Genomic DNA, 17302 nt, shown 5'->3' on the forward strand with positions numbered 1-17302 from the left:
AGCAGGCAGCGGGCACGCGCTACACTGGCCCCATGCCTCTTACCCTCCTGATCGCCGACGACCATCCCATGTTTCGCGGGGCCATGCTGCATGCCCTGGGCACGCTGCTGACTGATGGCCGCGCGCTGGAGGCCGGTAGCCATAGCGCGATGGAAGCGGTGCTAGCCCGTGGCGAGCACGTCGATCTCGTCCTGCTCGACCTGACGATGCCCGGGGCGATGGGCTTTTCGTCACTGCTGTGGCTGCGCGGCGAGCATCCGGAGATCCCTGTGCTCGTGGTGTCGTCGAACGACCACCCGCGCAACGTACGCCGTGCGCAGCAGTTCGGCGCGGCGGGCTTTGTTTCGAAGTCGGCGCCTTCAGAGGTGCTACGCGAAGCGGTGGAGACCGTGATGGCCGGCGGCACGGCATTCATTGGCGCCCGCGCAGAGCGGAGCGAAGAAGATGCGAAGCTCGCCGCCCGCCTCGCCAGCCTCACGCCGCAGCAGTTCCGTGTGCTGATGCTGGTCGCTGAAGGCTTGCTCAACAAGCAGATCGCGTCCGAGCTAGGCCTCGCCGAGAACACGGTGAAGATTCACGTGACCGCCGTACTGTCGAAGCTGGACTGCCGCTCACGCACGCAAGCCGCGGTGCTGGTGAAGTCACTCGACCTCGACGAAGGCGTCGAAGGTTCACACCCCGGTTAACCGGCGACCATCAACAAACGCGTCATCACCGCGCGCAGGCGCGCGGGTGCCAGCGGCTTGGTGAGGTAACGCAGACCCTCAGCCGCCGCGCGTTCGATATCCGCCTGGCGGGGCGCGGCAGCCATCAAGACGGTGGGCGGTAGGTGGCCCCAGCGTGAAGCAAGCCCGGCGCGCAACGCTCCGCCCTCGCGACCGTCCATCGGGTCATCCATCAGGATCAAGGCCGGAGCGTCGTCGGTTTCCGCATGACGGAGTGCGCCGCGTTCGCTGCCCACGCCCGTCACTTCGCAGCCCCAACCGATCAGCAGGTCCATGGCCTGACGGCGCGTGAGCGGGTCGTTGTCGATCACGAGGATGCGTTTGCCCGCGAAGGGCGAATCGTCTTCGTCCGCCGGCGCGGCAGCGGGTGCATCCATTGCCATATCGGCCAAAGGCAGCGTGACGGAGAAGACACTGCCGCGGCCTTCCCACGAGCGCACGGCGACCGTCGCGCCGAGGAGGCGCGCGATACGATCGACGATGGAAAGACCGAGGCCCGCGCTGCGCCGGTCACGGTCCACGCCGTTATCCAGGCGCAGGAACTCGTCGAAGATGGCACGCGTCTTGGCTTCCGGGATGCCCACGCCGGTATCCCATACCTCGATGCGCGCCTGCCCGGCGGCACGACGCACGCCCAGCAACACGCGCCCACGCGGCGTGTAGTGGATGGCATTGCTGAGAAAGTTTTGCAGCACGCGTCGGAGCAGGAGCGCATCGCTGCGTACCACGAGGCTTGTGCGGACGTGGCCTAGTTCAAGGCCACGCGTTGAAGCGAGTACGCCCGATTGTCGTGCCAGCTCGGCAAGCATGGGCTCGAGGGAGACGCTGGCCATGCGCGGCGCGACGGCGCCGCCTTCCAGACGCGAGATGTCGAGCAAACTGGCGAGCAGTTCGTCCTGCGTATCCAGCGCACTACGCACACGTTCAACGAGATCGCGGCCCTCGCCATCCAGCTTGCCCGAAGCCAGGCTGCCGATGAACATTCGTGCCGCATTTAGCGGCTGCAGCAGATCATGCACCGCTGCCGCCACGAAGCGCGTGCGCGAGCGGTTCGCCTTGTCCGCTTCGGCCTTCGCCGCGATCAGGTCACGCGTGCGCTCTTCCACGCGCTGCTCAAGCGACGAGGCCAGGCTGCGCAACTCGCGCGCCGCCGCCTTGTAGGCCGTGATATCGGCATAGCTGGTGACGAACCCACCGCCCGGCAGCGGATTGCCGCGGATCTCCAGCGTGCTGCCATCCGGGCGCTCGCGCTCGTACATATGCGGGCTACCCGCGCGCAGGTACTGCAGGCGGCGCTCGATCGCTTCATCGGTATCGCCTGGGCCGAGCAGGCCTTTGCGTGCGTTGAAGCGGAACATGTCTTCGATCGGCCGCCCCACCCGCATGTATTCATCGGGAAAGCCGAAGATCTTCTGGTAGCGGGTATTCCATGCCACGAGCCGCAATTCGGCATCCACCACGCTCACACCCTGCGGCAGGTGCTCCAGGCTGCCATGGCCACCCTGCGCGGCTTCACTGGCCGCGGCGACGATGCTGTCCTGCGCGGAGCGCAAAGCGGAGGCGTGGTGCGCGACCATCCGTTCGAGCTCCTCGCGGCTGCGCTGGCGCAGGCGGGCCATGCGCACGCGCTGCTGGAAGAACATGCCAAGCAGGAGCACCGGAAGCCACGCTGCCAGCACGGCGAAGACTGCGTTGCGCGCCGCCGCGACGGCTGGGCGTGTATCCGCCAGCAGGTGCAGTCGCCAGGCCTGCTTCGGCATGGCCAGCGACCGCCACATGGTGTCGTGTGCCAGCGAAGGCGAGGTCAGCCGGACACGGAGGGTATCCGCGCCCTGCGGGGCCAGCACGCGCCAGGTCATGGGGGAAAGTGGCCGTGTTCCATATTGGCGCGTAGCCGCGATGGAGGCGGCGTCGGCCGGTGAAAGCGGATAAAGGGTGCGATAGACCCATTCCGGATGATTCGCCAGGAACACCACGTTGTGCGCATCGGAGAGGAAGACCACGTCACCGCCGCCAGCCCAGTCTTCTTGCAACGCATCCAGCGAGATCTTCAGCACGACGACGCCGATGCGGCGCCCCTGCGTATCCTCCACCGCCTGGGCAATGAAGTAGCCCGGCACATTGGTGGAAACGCCGAGCGCATAAAACGTCGCGTAACCATCGCGCATCGCATCGCGGAAATAGGGCCGGAACGCATAGTCGAGGCCGACGTTGCTCTCGGGGGTGTTCCAATTATTGGCGGCCAGGGCCCGGCCATGCCGGTCGAGCAAGGTGAGCGTCGACGCCTTCACCGCGTCGTTGGCGCGATCCAGCTTGGCGTTCAGGGCGGCCGTGTTCGCCGCGTCGGGCGGACCTTCCAGTGCTGCGCGCAGCTCAGGATCCAAGGCGAGGACCCGCGGGAGCACGCGGAACCGGTCGATCAGGCGCTGCACGGCCAGGGCATGCAGGTTCAGGCGCTCACCGGCCTGATCGCCGATGCCGCCCAGCGCCCGCCGCCAGGCCATCCACCCGCCCAGCGCCGCACTACCCGCCACGAGGAGCAGGAGAAGCAGGAGCCACAGGGCACGTAGATTTCGATTTCTGACCATATTTCAGGCACATGGTCGCACAGCGGCCGGCCCCCTAGCCGGAATGTGCTATGGGGCTCCGGCGCCCAGCGGGCTACAAAGCCACACCCCTCGCTGTCAGCCGTCGTCCGCCATGCTTGTGCAGAACACCGCCCCTACCGCTCCCCTGCCCCTCTACCGCCAGACCTATGTGCAGGTATTGGTGGCCATCGCGCTGGGCGCCATCCTCGGCCACTTCTTCCCGGCGTTCGCCGAGCAGCTGAAGCCGCTGGGCGATGCCTTCATCAAGCTGGTGAAGATGGTGATCGCCCCGGTGATCTTCCTGACCGTGGTCACCGGCATCGCGGGTATGCCGCATCTCAATGCGGTGGGCCGCGTGGTACTGAAGGCGATGGTGTACTTCCTCGTCTTCTCGACCCTGGCGCTGATCATCGGCATGGTGGTGGCCAATGTGGTGCAGCCGGGCGCGGGGCTGAACATCGATGCCGCCACGCTTTCCACCAAGGAAATCGCGACGTACGCCTCGAAGGCGCACGACATGACGCTCACGCATTTCCTGCTCGACATCATTCCCGATACCGTCTTCGGCGCGTTCACTTCCGGGAACATCCTGCAGGTACTGCTGTTCGCCGTGTTGTTCGGCATCTCGCTCACGCTGGCGGGCGAACGCTCGAAGCCGGTCATAGCGTTCTTTGAAGCCCTGACGGCGCCGGTGTTCAAGCTGGTGCATCTGCTGATGAAGGCTGCGCCCATCGGTGCCTTCGGTGCCATCGCCTTCACCATCGGCCGTTATGGCATCGGTTCGCTGTCGAACCTGATGTTCCTCGTGGCCACGTTCTACGTGACCGCCTTGCTGTTCGTCATCGTGGTGCTTGGCAGCGTGGCACGCATGACGGGCTTTTCCATCTTCCAGCTGCTGCGCTACCTGAAGGCTGAACTGTTGCTCGTGCTGGGTACGTCCTCCTCGGAAGCGGCGCTGCCGTCGCTGATGGAAAAGATGGAGCGTGCCGGTTGCGACAAATCCGTCGTGGGCCTGGTCGTTCCGACCGGCTATTCGTTCAACCTCGATGGCACCAACATCTACATGACCCTCGCCGCGCTGTTTATCGCGCAGGCGACCAACACGCCGCTGTCGCTGGGCGAACAGGTGGCGCTGCTGCTGGTGGCCATGGTGAGCTCGAAGGGTGCCGCCGGCGTCACGGGCGCGGGCTTCGTCACCCTGGCCGCCACGCTGTCCGTCGTGCCGTCGCTACCTGTGGCCGGCATGGCGCTGATCCTCGGTGTCGACCGCTTCATGAGCGAATGCCGCTCGCTGACCAATTTCGTGGGCAATGCCGTGGCCACCATCGTGGTCGCTCGCTGGGAGGGCGCGCTGGATCGCAAGGCGCTGGACCAGGCCCTGTCACAGCGTGCCGGGGAGAGCGGCACGCCTTCGATCATCGCTACCCAGGGGGAATAACCATGTCGCTTATCCGCACCGCGCTGCTCGCGGCCGCCGTCGCGCTGGCCTGCACCGGCACCGCGCTGGCTCAGTCCACGCCTGCCGCCGGCAAGCCTGTCACCTACGACCTCTGGCCTGGCACCCCGCCTGGCGGCGGTGGTCCCAGCGGCCCGGAGCGCATCGGCCAGACGGGTACCGGTGTCGGTGCTGTTTCGAACATCAGCAAGCCGCGCATCGAGGTTTATAAGCCGGCGAACCCGAACGGCGCCGCCGTCGTGCTGATGGGTGGCGGTGGTTATTTCCGCATCGGCATCGGGCATGAGGTGATGCCGACCGCGCGTTGGCTGGCGGCGTTGGGCGTTACGCCCATCGTGCTGTATTACCGCCTGCCCGCCGATCGCTGGCCCGCCGCTGCGCCATTCCAGGATGCCCAGCGCGCCGTGCGCCTTGTTCGTGCGCACGCTGCCGAGCTCGGCATCGATCCGAAGCGCGTGGGCGTGGTGGGCTTCTCCGCGGGCGGCAATCTCGCCGGTATCGCGGAAACCCGCTTCGCTGATGCGTTCTATCCCGCCGTGGATGCGAGCGACAAGCTCTCGGCCCGCCCGGATTTCGCTGGCCTGATCTATCCCGTGGTGTCACTGCAGAAGCCGTACGACACCACGCGATCGTTTCGCGAGCTCTCGTCGCAGAGCGATGCCGTGCAGGCGTATTCGGTGGAGCTGCATGTCTCGCATGACACGCCGCCCACGTTCCTCGCGCAGGCCGCCGATGATCCGATCGCGAACATCGGCAACAGCCTCGTGATGTTCGACGCCCTGCGCCGCAACGGCGTGGACAGTGAACTGCATGTCTTCGACAAGGGTGGCCATGGCTGGGGTCTCGGCGACCCGGGCAGTGCACCTTCGGCGTGGCCGCGCCTGTTCGCCGCGTGGGCACGCCGCGCCGGCTTCTTCAGCGCCGTGGATGCGGGCCCGTTCGCCCTGCCCGCGGCGACCGCCCCGGCCAGCCCCGCCGCATCGTCCGACGATGCCAGCGGCGTCGACGACAACTGATCGCAGTGAACGCCATGACCATGAAGACTCGCCTCTACCCGGCGCTGGCCGCCGTGTTGTTCGCTGGTGCGTGCTCGCCGGCCTTTGCCGCCCACGAAGTCACCAATGCCGAGCTGCTCAAGCTGATCAAAGCGCAGGCAGCTGAAATTAATGAACTCAAACAGCGTCTCTCCGCGGTGGAGGGCTCGCATGGGTCGGCACCGACTGTGGCTTCGGCGCCGACGGCGGGCGCCAGCGCCGGCGTGACCGCTTCCGCCGCGTCCGCCGCTACCGCGCCGCCCGTCAATGAGGAAAGCGCACGCCGCCAGGCGCAGGTGGATAACGCCATCGCCGATACCCGCGAGAGCGAAATGGCTGTCGCGATGGCGCGCGGTGCCGGCGCCTCGTCCGGCGGTGGGGCCGGCGCGCGCTGGGGCCGCGGCGGCGAAGCGGGTCCGGTGTTCCGCAGCGACGATGGTTTCTTCACCTTCAAGCCGGATGGCCGCCTGCTGTTCGATGTGAGCCGCACCTCAGGCTCGGGCTTCGAGACACGCAACATCACGGGTTCGCAGATCACCAGCGCGCGCCTTGGCGGCGAAGGCACCATCGGCGCGCTCGGCTACCACGTGGAAGCGGACTTCGCGGATAACGAGGTGGCTCTGCGCCAGACCTACCTCACCTATACCACCCAGGTGTTCGGCAACCGCACCAAGTTCTACCTCGGCAACTTCCTCAAGGATCTCGGCACGGAAGGCTCGTCCGAATCGGCGCGCGTGCCCTTCATGCTGCGCAACGCCGCGACGGCGGTGGGCCAGCCGGTGGTCAGCTACTTCGGCATGGGCAGCCAGATGCGCATGTACGGCAATGGCTGGCATTTCAGCCTGTCGATCAACGGCAACTCACCGAACAGCTCGACCTCGGGCTCAAACACCGATAGCACCACGTATCTCGCCCGCGCCCACTGGAACCCGCTGAAGGGCGCCGATGGATTCGTGCATCTCGGTAGCTGGTACTACTACGAGAAGATCAGCGACGGCGTCACCAGCATCAACAACACGCCCGCTATCGCTGCCGATTACAACGACAACCTCGCGGTATCAGCAAGCTCCATTGCCAACCCCACCCAGGATCACGGCAAGGGCTTCGAACTCGGCGGTGTGTACCGCAATTTCTGGATGATGAACGAGTACGGCAAGCGCACGATTGATTCCAGTACAGCGGATTCGGTCAGCCGGCACGGGTCGTCGTTCGCCGCGGGCTGGATGATCACCGGCGAGGCCCCGGGCTTCTCCAGCACCTCGGGCAGCTGGAAGGCGGTGAAGGTCACCAACCCCGTCACCTCCGGTGGCTGGGGCGCCTTCGAAGTCGCCGGCCGCGTCGACCACTACGACTACGCCGACGCGCCACGCGGTGGCAAGGGCAAGAGCTACACCCTGGGCGTTAACTGGTACCTCAACGACTGGTCACGCCTGATGATGAACTGGGTGCACTGGAACACCGACAACAAGGTCGGCAGCTTCCAGGGACCGGATGCAGGTAACACCGTGTCGATGCGGGCGCAGGTGGTGTTCTAACCTACTAGCTTGCACGGCCGCTGGCATATCGTGCCCGCTTTATCCTAGCCGTTGGAAGGATGCGATGAACGTGGGCGTCGCATTCCTTCCAGTTCATCGTGGCTAGGTAGGGCATGGGATTGAGTATCCATTCTCGGCTGCCATCGCGTCGGCCTCGAATGCCGGGGTTCTTAATGTCGTACTGCCGCTCGATCCGTTGCTGGATCCTCGCAACGCAACTTGAAGGATCAGGATGGCCCGATATGACGTAAAACGCCGCAGCCTCAATGAGATCTTGATGCGCCCGGCGGGCATAGATGAGAGGCACTAGACGCCTCCTTTCTTTTTTGACGCAGGTTTCGTCCCTGCGCCCTTGGCTGCATCACGTTCTGCGATCATTCGCTCCGTCTCGGCGCGAACGTTCTCCCAAACCTCCTCGTGACTCTTCCAATCAGAAAGACCAAGCGCCTCGTCCTGAAACGCTTCGTCGACGCGTTCGCGTACCCAGTCATCGTACTCAAGTGATTCAGCAATTCGTCTTGCCGATGCAGATGTGTCATGGGAGGAAGCGTCACTCGCCTGCGCGTGGGTAATCATAGTTTCCGGAACCCCAGTTCGATCGAGCTCCGCGATGGCTTCTTCGTAGGTCGCGAAGACGATAACTGTGCCGTCTTTACTGATGAGAAGTCTCTCACCTCTATCTTGCGGCACATGCACGGTGTAGCCGCCGTTCTGAGGCATGACGATAGCCTCGAGGACCCCTTTCGTCTCCGCGAGATCGCGCAACTCATCTAGCGTGATGGGGTCGGTCATGTAGCACCCGATTAACATGGTCTGGCCTCCACTTAGTATTAAGTGATTCCACCATGTCGACAATGGTGTATCTGCCGGGGGGCTCCGCCAGCGCTTGTGGGTGACGCCCGACAGGATCGTAGGGGTAGGCAAGTTACTGGCGAGCCGGGAATTACACGACGAGCCCACGACGGCAGTGCTCTTATGCCTGACGTGTACGGCCGGCGCGAGGCGGAGGCGATATTCCTCGCCCATCTTCAGAAATGACTGAGCCCAGGGCCGAAGCACCTGGGCTCTACGAGGGAAGCGCCGAAAGACTTGTCACGCCTCTCTTCCCTGCCTGGTTGCCACCCGTTCGGGTCTGACCTAGGTCTTCGAGGGTCCGTATGCATTGGACGAGGCCAAGTGAAGCCTAAACGGCCATTGACGTATGTAGGCGAATAGCGCGCTCAGCGTAGGCGTACTTGTTAGCCCTCGCGGATATCGAAACGGGCTATCTTGCCCCCGGCTACGTTGAACACGTGGAAGACCGTCTTGTCCTTCAACCCATGAGTCTGGCCGGTGAGCGGCTTGCCTTCGAGATCATGCACTGTCTGGATGACTTCGACGGCGATGGTGTTGTTGCCTTCGGGGACGAAGGCCACCGGTTGCACATGCGGGCTCACCATCGACCACTGGCGGGTCCAGTACTCGCGCAGGCCTTCGTGGCCGTGGACGTAGCCGCCGTCCATGCCGTTGGCCCAGTCGACATCTTCGGCCAGCACGGCGAGGACGCCGTCGATGCGGCGTGCGTTGAAGTCGGCGTACATGCGTTCGATCATCGGGATGGTGTCGGTCGACACGGCGATTCCTCAGGGTAGGTGGCAGGAGCGCGACGGCATGATATATATGTGCATATGTATTTCGCCGTCAAGGGTCCATCCGTGAACGAAGACGTCCTTTCCACCCCTGGTCACCTCATCAGCCTTGCCGCGCGGGGCTTTGCCCGGCTGAGCGAGGCCCGCCTGAAGCCGCTGGGTTTCGGTGTGGGGCACGTGCCCATCCTGGTCGCGTTGCGGGATGGCAAGGCGAGCACCCAACGCGACCTCGCCCGATTCGCGAAGGTCGAGCAACCCCCCATGGCGCAGATGCTCGCCCGGATGGAGCGCGATGGCCTGATCGAGCGCAACCCCGATCCGGCCGATGGGCGAAGCAGCCTCGTGACCTTGACCAGCACGGCAAAACGGCGCCTGCCGAAAGCCACGACCACCCTGTTCCAGGGCAATCGCGATGCATTGGATGGCTTCTCCGACGAAGAAGCCACCCAGTTCATTGGCATGTTGAAGCGGGTGATCGCCAACCTCGATCAGCTGGCGGAGTCGGACGGATCCTGACGGCGCACACGCCGCTGCTCCATCCAGTCGTAGATCACCGGTAGCAACACGAGCGTCAGCAACGTCGAGGTCACCAGCCCGCCCACGACCACCGTGGCGAGCGGGCGTTGCGTCTCGGCGCCTACGCCGCTGGAAAGCAGCATGGGGATGAGGCCGAGAATCGCGACGCTGGCCGTCATGAGTACAGGCCTTAATCGTAATGCCGTGCCGCGCAGCACGGCATCGCGGACGCCGAGACCCGCGTGCTGCTGTTCGTTGAGGAAGCTGACGAGGACGATGCCGTTAAGCATGGCCACGCCGAAGACGGCGATGAACCCGATGGCCGATGGCACGGACAGATACTGGCTCGTGATGAATAGACCGACGATGCCGCCAATCGTCGCGAACGGCACGTTGGCAAGGATCAGCACGGCGTAGCGCACCGAGTTGAACGCGGTGTACAGCAAGATGAAGATGAAGAAGATGGTGGCGGGCACGATGATCGCCAGCCGTTTCAATGCGCGCTGCTGGTTCTCGAAGGCACCGCCCCACTCGGTGTAGTAGCCAGCCGGAAGGGTCACGGCCTTGGCGATCGTCGCGTTCGCTTCCTGGACGAAGCCATCGATATCGCGCCCGCGCACATCCATCTGGATCACGGCATAGCGTTGCAACTGCTCGCGGCGGATGAAGGAGTAGCCCTCGGCAGTACTGATCTTCGCGACCTGGCCCAACTGCAACAACGCACCCGACGGGGTATTCAGCGGGATGCGCTCGACCGCCTGCACCGAGGCCTTGCTGGCATCATCGAGGCGGACCGTGATGTCGAATCGCCGCACGCCATCGAGCAAGCTGCTGACCGGTTCGCCGCCGATACCGTTGCGCACCACCGTCAGGACGTCATCCGCGTTGAGGCCATAGCGCGCGAGCGCATCGCGGTCCACCTCGATACGGACCTGGGGCTTGCCCAGGTTAGCCTCGAGCCCAAGGTCGGCAACGCCTGGCAATGTAGCCAGTGCTTCCTTGATGCGCGCGCTAAGCCGGTCGAGTTCGCCGAGATCTTCGCCATAGAGTTTCAGCGCCAGCGTGGCGCGCACACCGGAAATCAGCTCCTCAATGCGCATCTGGATAGGCTGCGTATAGCTGACCACCGCCGTCGGCAGGATGGCACTCAGCTCGGCTTGCATCGCCTCCTGGAGGGAGTCGAGTGTTTCGCCATCACGCCAGGTCTCCTTCGGCTTCAGCGGCGTATAGACCTCCATGTAGTTCACGTCCGCCGTCTCACCCTTCTCCGCACGGCCGATCATGGCCAGCGTGGTATCCACCTCCGGGAACTTCGCCTTGATGCGCTCCGCCACGCGGCGAGAGATATCAATCGACTCATCCAGCGACGCGGAGGGAATGGAGGTAATGCGCCACATGATGGCCCCCTCGCGAAGATTGGGCATGAACTCTTTGCCGAGGAAGGGGAACAGACCGAGCGCGCCGCACAGCGCTACGCCTGCCGCCGTGATCACCGCCTTGCGATGGCCGAGCGCCCAGCCAAGGAGGCGGGCATAACCCCGCTTTAGATAAGCAACAAGCCGTGTGTCCTTCTCCTCCTTCGGCTTAAGGAACAGCGCTGCCAGCACGGGAATCAGGGTAAGCGCGAGGACCAGCGAGCCGGCCATGGCGAAGCTGATGTTGAACGCCATGGGCTTGAACATCTTGCCCTCCAGCCCTTGCAGGCTGAACAGGGGCAGGAAGACGACGATGATGATCAGGATGGCAAACGCGATGGGGCTAGCCACTTCCCGCGCCGCCTGGAGCACGGCAGCCGTCTTGTCGACGCGACCGCCGTGCGCCTTCGCCTCGGCCATGAGACGGAAGGCATTCTCGACCATCACCACGGCACCATCGACCATCATGCCGATGCCGATGGCGAGTCCGGCGAGAGACATCAGGTTGGCGGAGAGGCCGGCCTTGTCCATGCAGATGAACGCGATCAGCATGGCGAGCGGCAGCGTCACCACCACGATCAAGGCGCTACGCAGTTCGCCGAGAAACAGGAAGAGCACCAGCGCCACGAGGATCGAGCCCTCGATGAGCGCGCGCACGGCCGTGCCCACCGCGGCATTCACAAGATCGGTGCGCTCATAGACCGGCTTGACCACCGTGCCTTCAGGTAGCGCCTGCTTCACCGTCTCGAGTTTTGCCTTCACCGCATCAACGACACTCTTGGCGTTCTCGCCGATGCGGGCGAGCGCCTGGCCCATCACCACTTCCTTGCCGTCGCGAGTCACGGCGCCGGTGCGGGGTGCGCCTGCTTCAGTCACTGTGGCGACATCGCGCACATAGACCGGCGTGCCGTCCTCGGACTTGAGCACGATGTTGCCGATGTCCTTTGCGTTCTTCACCAGGCCGAGGCCTCGGACGAGGTACTGTTCGCGCCCGACGTCGATGAAGTTCCCTCCGACTTGCGCGTTGTTCGCTTCAAGGGCTTCGATCACCGCCTTGAAGCCAAGGTTGTGGGCGATAAGGCGCATGGGGTCGATCCGCACCTGGTATTGCTTCTCCTGGCCGCCCCATGACGTAACGTCGTCTACGCCGGGCGCGGTGCGAAGGATCAGCCGCACGGTCCAATCCTGTAGCGTGCGCAGGTCCATGTCGGACGATGCGCGCTTCAACGTGGCGTCGGCGCGTTCGACGGTGTACCAGAAGACCTGACCGAGACCGGAGGTGTTCGGCCCCATCTCCGGCTTGCCGTAACCGGCCGGCAACCGCTCACCCACCTGCTGGAGCCGCTCGTTGACGAGCTGGCGGGCGAAGTAGATGTCCATGTCGTCATCGAAGTAAACGGCGACATACGACAGGCCGAAGAGACTGACCGAACGAATCTCCTGCACCTTGGGCAAGCCGGCCAGCGCCGATTCGACGGGCGTGGTGAGTAGCTGTTCGATGTCTTCGGCGGCGAGGCCCGAGGCTTCCGTGTACACGTTTACCTGCACCGGCGTGACATCGGGGAATGCGTCGATCGGCAGGTTACGGATGGCCTGGTAGCCCAGCGCCGCGACCACGGCAAAGGCGATAAGCACCAGTACCTTGTACTTCAGGGAGAGTGCGACAAGACGTTCCAGCATCACTCTTCCCCCAGCTGCGAGCGGAGGATGCGCGCCTTCAGGGCGAACGCGCCCTTACTGACGTAAACGGCGCCGGGCTTGAGTCCCTGCTTCACTTCGACCCAACCGTCCCGGGTGTCGCCCACTTCCACCGCCACAGGCTCGAACAGGCCAGGCTGCTTACCCCGCACGAAGATCGTGGGCTGGTTCTGCAACAGCACCACGGCATCCGCTGGCACCGCCAGGCGCTGGCTTTCCGTCGCGACGGCGATGCGCGCGTCGACCAGTTCGCCAGGATGCAGCAGGTCATCTTCGTTCGGCACCTGGATCCGTACGTTGACCGTTCGGGTCTTCTCATCAGTATGGTGCGATCGCTGAATCACACGGCCCTTGAGTTCACTGCCGTGGGCAGCGATGGTCGCTGCCGCCCCCTGGCGTACCTGCTCCGCCACGCCCGGGCCAAGACGCGCTTCAACCCAGACGGACGACTCGGCCACCAGGGTGAAGAGCGTGCGGCCCGGCTCGATGCGCTCGCCCACGATGAAATCATCGGTCGTCACGCGCCCTGCGCGCGGCGCCAGCAAGTCGAAGCTGCCATCGGCAGCCGAAGATCCACGCTTGATCAGATGACTAATCTGCCCATCGGAAAGGCCGTACGCCTTCAGCTTCGCCCTCGCCTGATCGCGCTGGACCAGTGCCTCGTTGTAACGGCGCGCGGATACGGCCTGCGGGCCGAGCGAGGCGACCCTCGCCCAGTCCTGGCTGGCGACGATCAGCTGGCCCTGGGTTTCCGCGACATCGACGCTGGAGAGCGTGACCAGCGGCTGGCCAATCGTCACTTCGTCGCCTAGTTGCACATGACGGCTAACAACCTGAGAGGCGATGCGCGGCGACACCAGCACGGTGGAATAAGCGTCGACCTTAACCTCGCCGGGGGCAAGCACCTCGTCCGTGAGCGTTCGAAGTGCAGCCGTGCTGACGACCAGCCCAGCCTCCTTGATGGCGCTGGCATCGAGCATCAGCGGGTTGGCTGTGGTTTCGCCCGTGGCCTCCGCAAAGACCACCGGAGCGGTGAGCGCGCATGCCAGCATGATGGCGAGCGCGCGGAAGGAACGTAGGTTCATGGGGATGCATCCTTCAGGTCACCGGCGACCCATTCATTGAGACGGCCGGAAGCGGCGAGGTAGTCGAACCACGCCTGCCAGGTCTGGTTTTCGAGGGCGATGCCGGAGAGCGCGGTGTCGAGACTCTGCTTCAGCTGCACGAGGTAATCGGAGGTACTGATCTCGCCGGCCTGCCAAAGCTTGTCTAGCAAGGCGGCGCGCTCGTTGAAGGCGCCAGCCCGACCCAGACGGAACGCTTCACTGGCGGATCGCATGGCTGCGTATGTGGCCTGCGCTTGCCTCAGTTGCGCATCGGAACGGAGTTCGACCGCCCTGCGCGAAGCAAAGGCCGCATCGGCGTCCGCGCGCGCTGCGCTGACCTCGTAGCGTCCGCTGTTAAGCACCGGCAAAGGCATGGCGATGCTGATACCCACCACCCGATCGGTCCGTGACCCACTGCGCACCTGGCCACCGGTCAGGCTGAGGGTCGGATCAGGACGGCGATTCCGGTCAGCCACGTTGACCGCGGCGTCTGCGCGCTCCTGTTCGGACTGGGCCTGGAGGATGTCTGGACGGTCCGCCACCTCAATGGGAACGATCGCGGCCGCGGGCGACGGCAAGCTTCGCGGTAGCGACGGAAGCGCCGCCTCCGCCCCACCCAATGCAGCGAGCGCGCCTGACGCTTCAGCTTCCTGCGTAGCCAGCGCCGCTTGTTCCACCAGCGCTTCGCCCAACGCGAGGCCAGCCAGGTCCCGCTCAGGGCTGCTGATATCGCCCACCTTCAGGCGCTGCCCGGCAAGTTCGTCGAAGCGGCGCATCAGCACGAGACGATGCTCGCCGAGCGCCCGCTGCTCACGGATAAGTACGACGCCCGCCCAAGCCTTCAGCCAATCGCGCGCGACGTCGCGGCGTTGAAGTGCGTAGGCGGCCTCACTCGCGCGAACGGCGGCATCGCCTTCGCGGACACGCGCCTTACGTTTACCGAAGACGTCGAGAGGCAAACTCGCGCCGACCGTTCGCCGATCGACGTCCGCATTTTCGCCATCGAGCTGAAGCGACGGGTTATAGACGGGCTGCGCGGCGGCACGCGCTCGTTCCCGCGCGGCACGCAGTTCGGCTTCGGCGGCCTGCACCTGCGGGCTGGTTGCCCATAAGGTGCGAATGGCCGCCTGCAAGTCAGGGGGAGGTTGGGTGGCCAGCGCGGGCGCAGCGAACACAGGGTTCGCGAAAGCGCACGCACCGAGCCACACGCACAGGGCGCCCAGGGGCGCTGCACGTAAAGCAGACATGGGTGGATTCTCCTAAGGCACAAGCGAACGGCACCGCTGGGAAAGCAGCGATGCACCAGGGCGAGTGCTTAGGCGATAGGAGGGCGCAGGGGCGAAACCGAAGCACCCAGCAAGGGCGCGACCGGCGGATGGCTGTCGATGCCGGGCAGCCATGCGCTTGCGGAAATACTCAACGCATACGCAGGCAAGGTGACCGCGTGCGCACAGGCGCAGTGGCAACCACCCGCTTCGCCGAGCACACAGTGCTCGTCATCGAAGCTCATGTTCACGTCGGCCACGGACGTACCGTTAACCGTGACAGCGCTGCTCTCGGCGGCCAACGGCCCGGCTATCGGACCATCCAGCAGGCACGCCGTCGACGCGGCGAACTTGATGAGCATCGCCAACGCCACAAGCATCCACGCCCCACGATGGAGGCGAAGACGCTGGAAGAAGCTGGCGGCGGGGGTACGCATCCAGGAAGCCTAAGCGGGGCGGCGAGTGTTAGACAATCACGCCGCCTAGCATGCGGGGGCCCGAAAGATGTTCGATCGAATCGATGATCTTCATGCATGTGTTCGCTCGTGTTGGGCCACGACGGCCCCCACAACGCATCGGTGGGCGGAGCATTCCTAAGAGGCAATCCATGAAACAACGTACTTTCCTTATCACCGGCGCCAGCAAGGGCATCGGCCGCGCACTGTCCGAGATGCTGGCGGCCCAGGGCCATCGCGTCGTCGGCGTGGCACGCAGCGCGAACGATCCGTCGTTCCCCGGCGAGCTGGTCGCTATCGATCTCGCCGACCGTGAGGCGACCGAGGCTGGTCTTGCGGCGCTTGTAGCGCGCTATGACTTCGACGGCGTGGTGAACAACGTGGCGCTCGTCCGCCCGCAACGTCTCGGCGAAGTCGATCTCGATGAACTCGACCTCACCTTTCGTGTGAACCTGCATCCCACCGTGCAAGCCGTACAGGCGCTGCTTCCGGGCATGCGCGAGCGCGGCTGGGGCCGCATCGTCAACATCTCGAGCCTCACCATCCTTGGCATGGTGGAACGCACCGCATATGCCGCGGCGAAGAGCGCCATGGTCAGCTTCACGCGCTCGTGGGGTCTTGAGCTCGCGCGTACCGGCATCACGGTTAATGCCGTCGCACCGGGCCCGACCGAGACGGTGCTTTTCCGCGAGAACAACCCGCCCGGCAGCGAAGGCGAACAGCGCTACCTCGCCTCCGTGCCGATGCACCGCTTCGGTAAACCCGAGGAAATCGCAGCGACCATCGCGTTCCTGCTGGGCGACGAAGCGTCGTTCATGACGGGCCAGACGCTATTCGTCGATGGCGGCGCCTCGATCGGCAAGCTGCCGTTCTGAGGCGCCTCCCCGTTGCCGCCGGTTACGCAACCGCAGCGGCGTAGTCCATGTTCCGCAGGTCTTCAAGCATGCTCACCCCCTTCGGCGTCCAGTTCAGCCGCTCGCGGGTGAGCTTGCTGGAGGCCGTAAGGTCGAGGCTGGTGAACATGGCGAGCCAACCGAAGTGCGCCTGCGCTTCTTCCGGCGTGAGCGACTTCAGCGGCAGGTTCAGGCCTTCGGCGATCACCGTGGCGATGTCGCGGACCACGACGCCCTCTTCGTCCACCGCGTTGTAGCGTGCGCCGGGCTCGGCACGTTCCACCGCGAGGCGATAGAGGTGGGCGACGTCATCGACGTGCGCGGCCGGCCAGCGGTTGCGACCTTCACCGACGTAACCGACGAGGCCCTGTGCCCGCGAGATCTCGATGAACGGCGAAATCAGGCCCTGCTTCTTCGTGTCGTGCACCTGGGGCAGGCGCACCACGCCAACATTCACACCGGCCTCGAGCTGGGCCTGGCCTTCCTGCTCCGAAGCCACGCGCGGGTTCGGGTGCTGGAAATTGACGATGTCCTCGCGGGCGATGCCGTGGTCCGGGCCCTGGCCGAGGCCGGTGCCCGAGGTGATCAGGAGCGGGCGGTTCGAGCCCTTGAGGACGGAACCGAGCGCGGCGATGACCCGGCGGTCCTTCTCACAGTTGGCGACGAAGTTGGAGAAGTCGTGGTCGAAGGCGGTGTGGATCACGGCATCCGCGTTGGCGGCGCCGGCGCGGATGCTATCCACGTCTTCGAGCGTGGCGCGGTGGGCTTCCGCACCCGCCGCGTTGAGCCAGGCCGCGCCCGCGTCGGAACGGGTCATACCCAGCACCTGATGCCCGGCGGCGAGCAGCTCGGGAACGATGCGCGAGCCGATGAAACCGGTGGCGCCAGTGAGGAAGATACGCATGGGAGGTGCTCCAGTGGGTTGCGATAACCCAGTCTGGCCCCGCCAACTTCCATGTTAAAGTAGTGGCGTTATCATGGTATAGCC

General features: G+C 64.8%; 14 protein-coding genes. 6 read left to right on the top strand and 8 right to left on the bottom strand.

Annotated features, from left to right (window positions below):
- Positions 1-32: 32 nt before the first annotated feature.
- Positions 33-686, top strand: coding sequence for a LuxR C-terminal-related transcriptional regulator (locus L2Y96_RS21935; protein WP_247330522.1), 654 nt, complete (start codon positions 33-35; stop codon positions 684-686).
- Here L2Y96_RS21935 and L2Y96_RS21940 read toward each other — a convergent pair.
- Complete coding sequence (locus L2Y96_RS21940) at positions 683-3313, bottom strand: hybrid sensor histidine kinase/response regulator (protein WP_247330524.1); 2631 nt, start codon at positions 3311-3313, stop codon at positions 683-685. The two genes, L2Y96_RS21935 and L2Y96_RS21940, sit on opposite strands and share 4 nt — an antisense overlap.
- Before the next feature lie 112 nt (positions 3314-3425).
- On the opposite strand from L2Y96_RS21940, the gene L2Y96_RS21945 reads away from it, so the two are divergent.
- From L2Y96_RS21945 to L2Y96_RS21955, 3 genes are read left to right on the top strand one after another with little or no spacing between them, the layout of a single operon-like run.
- Positions 3426-4751 (top strand): dicarboxylate/amino acid:cation symporter, encoded by a 1326-nt coding sequence (locus L2Y96_RS21945; protein ID WP_247330526.1) that lies wholly within the window; start codon positions 3426-3428, stop codon positions 4749-4751.
- A gap of 2 nt (positions 4752-4753) precedes the next feature.
- A complete protein-coding gene (locus L2Y96_RS21950) occupies positions 4754-5785 on the top strand; it encodes an alpha/beta hydrolase (RefSeq protein ID WP_247330528.1) in 1032 nt (343 codons plus the stop codon).
- A gap of 14 nt (positions 5786-5799) precedes the next feature.
- On the top strand, positions 5800-7338 hold the full coding sequence (locus tag L2Y96_RS21955; protein ID WP_247330530.1) for an OprO/OprP family phosphate-selective porin: 1539 nt from the start codon (positions 5800-5802) through the stop codon (positions 7336-7338).
- A 306-nt stretch (positions 7339-7644) separates the two neighbouring features.
- Here the strand turns inward: L2Y96_RS21955 and L2Y96_RS21960 are convergent, their stop codons facing one another.
- Both L2Y96_RS21960 and L2Y96_RS21965 read right to left on the bottom strand, forming a co-directional pair.
- The gene (locus L2Y96_RS21960; RefSeq protein WP_247330532.1) at positions 7645-8130 is read right to left on the bottom strand and encodes a hypothetical protein; all 486 of its coding nucleotides are present in this window, start codon (positions 8128-8130) and stop codon (positions 7645-7647) included.
- A gap of 446 nt (positions 8131-8576) precedes the next feature.
- The gene (locus L2Y96_RS21965) at positions 8577-8951 is read right to left on the bottom strand and encodes a nuclear transport factor 2 family protein (RefSeq protein ID WP_247330534.1); all 375 of its coding nucleotides are present in this window, start codon (positions 8949-8951) and stop codon (positions 8577-8579) included.
- A gap of 81 nt (positions 8952-9032) precedes the next feature.
- Between L2Y96_RS21965 and L2Y96_RS21970 the strand changes: the two genes are divergently transcribed.
- The gene (locus tag L2Y96_RS21970; protein ID WP_247330535.1) at positions 9033-9482 is read left to right on the top strand and encodes a MarR family winged helix-turn-helix transcriptional regulator; all 450 of its coding nucleotides are present in this window, start codon (positions 9033-9035) and stop codon (positions 9480-9482) included.
- Here the strand turns inward: L2Y96_RS21970 and L2Y96_RS21975 are convergent.
- From L2Y96_RS21975 to L2Y96_RS21990, 4 genes are all read right to left on the bottom strand, one after another.
- A complete protein-coding gene (locus tag L2Y96_RS21975) occupies positions 9455-12577 on the bottom strand; it encodes an efflux RND transporter permease subunit (RefSeq protein WP_247330537.1) in 3123 nt (1040 codons plus the stop codon). The genes L2Y96_RS21970 and L2Y96_RS21975 overlap by 28 nt on opposite strands.
- Positions 12577-13680: an efflux RND transporter periplasmic adaptor subunit gene (locus L2Y96_RS21980; RefSeq protein ID WP_247330539.1), complete on the bottom strand. Its 1104-nt coding sequence runs from the start codon at positions 13678-13680 to the stop codon at positions 12577-12579. The genes L2Y96_RS21975 and L2Y96_RS21980 overlap by 1 nt, the downstream gene beginning before the upstream one ends.
- Positions 13677-14948, bottom strand: a complete 1272-nt coding sequence (locus L2Y96_RS21985) for a TolC family protein (protein ID WP_247330541.1) — start codon at positions 14946-14948, stop codon at positions 13677-13679. Before L2Y96_RS21985 ends, L2Y96_RS21980 begins: the two co-directional genes overlap by 4 nt.
- A gap of 68 nt (positions 14949-15016) precedes the next feature.
- On the bottom strand, positions 15017-15403 hold the full coding sequence (locus L2Y96_RS21990) for a hypothetical protein (protein ID WP_247330542.1): 387 nt from the start codon (positions 15401-15403) through the stop codon (positions 15017-15019).
- Between the two features lie 170 nt (positions 15404-15573).
- Here L2Y96_RS21990 and L2Y96_RS21995 point away from each other — a divergent pair, with 170 nt between their 5' ends.
- Positions 15574-16296 (top strand): SDR family oxidoreductase, encoded by a 723-nt coding sequence (locus L2Y96_RS21995; RefSeq protein WP_247330544.1) that lies wholly within the window; start codon positions 15574-15576, stop codon positions 16294-16296.
- Between the two features lie 22 nt (positions 16297-16318).
- Here L2Y96_RS21995 and L2Y96_RS22000 read toward each other — a convergent pair whose 3' ends face one another.
- The gene (locus tag L2Y96_RS22000) at positions 16319-17218 is read right to left on the bottom strand and encodes an SDR family oxidoreductase (RefSeq protein WP_247330545.1); all 900 of its coding nucleotides are present in this window, start codon (positions 17216-17218) and stop codon (positions 16319-16321) included.
- Positions 17219-17302: the final 84 nt, after the last annotated feature.

This window comes from Luteibacter aegosomaticola, assembly GCF_023078475.1.
In the GTDB taxonomy this organism is placed as follows: domain Bacteria; phylum Pseudomonadota; class Gammaproteobacteria; order Xanthomonadales; family Rhodanobacteraceae; genus Luteibacter; species Luteibacter aegosomaticola.

Excerpts from the sequence above, each read along its gene's own strand:
- L2Y96_RS21980 (WP_247330539.1), bottom strand. The coding sequence starts at position 13,680 with ATGAACCTACGTTCCTTCCGCGCGCTCGCCATCATGCTGGCATGCGCG.
- L2Y96_RS21955 (WP_247330530.1), top strand. The coding sequence starts at position 5,800 with ATGACCATGAAGACTCGCCTCTACCCGGCGCTGGCCGCCGTGTTGTTC.
- L2Y96_RS21960 (WP_247330532.1), bottom strand. The coding sequence starts at position 8,130 with ATGACCGACCCCATCACGCTAGATGAGTTGCGCGATCTCGCGGAGACG.
- L2Y96_RS21940 (WP_247330524.1), bottom strand. The coding sequence starts at position 3,313 with ATGGTCAGAAATCGAAATCTACGTGCCCTGTGGCTCCTGCTTCTCCTG.
- L2Y96_RS21995 (WP_247330544.1), top strand. The coding sequence starts at position 15,574 with ATGAAACAACGTACTTTCCTTATCACCGGCGCCAGCAAGGGCATCGGC.
- L2Y96_RS21935 (WP_247330522.1), top strand. The coding sequence starts at position 33 with ATGCCTCTTACCCTCCTGATCGCCGACGACCATCCCATGTTTCGCGGG.
- L2Y96_RS21945 (WP_247330526.1), top strand. The coding sequence starts at position 3,426 with ATGCTTGTGCAGAACACCGCCCCTACCGCTCCCCTGCCCCTCTACCGC.
- L2Y96_RS22000 (WP_247330545.1), bottom strand. The coding sequence starts at position 17,218 with ATGCGTATCTTCCTCACTGGCGCCACCGGTTTCATCGGCTCGCGCATC.
- L2Y96_RS21985 (WP_247330541.1), bottom strand. The coding sequence starts at position 14,948 with ATGTCTGCTTTACGTGCAGCGCCCCTGGGCGCCCTGTGCGTGTGGCTC.
- L2Y96_RS21990 (WP_247330542.1), bottom strand. The coding sequence starts at position 15,403 with ATGCGTACCCCCGCCGCCAGCTTCTTCCAGCGTCTTCGCCTCCATCGT.
- L2Y96_RS21975 (WP_247330537.1), bottom strand. The coding sequence starts at position 12,577 with ATGCTGGAACGTCTTGTCGCACTCTCCCTGAAGTACAAGGTACTGGTG.
- L2Y96_RS21950 (WP_247330528.1), top strand. The coding sequence starts at position 4,754 with ATGTCGCTTATCCGCACCGCGCTGCTCGCGGCCGCCGTCGCGCTGGCC.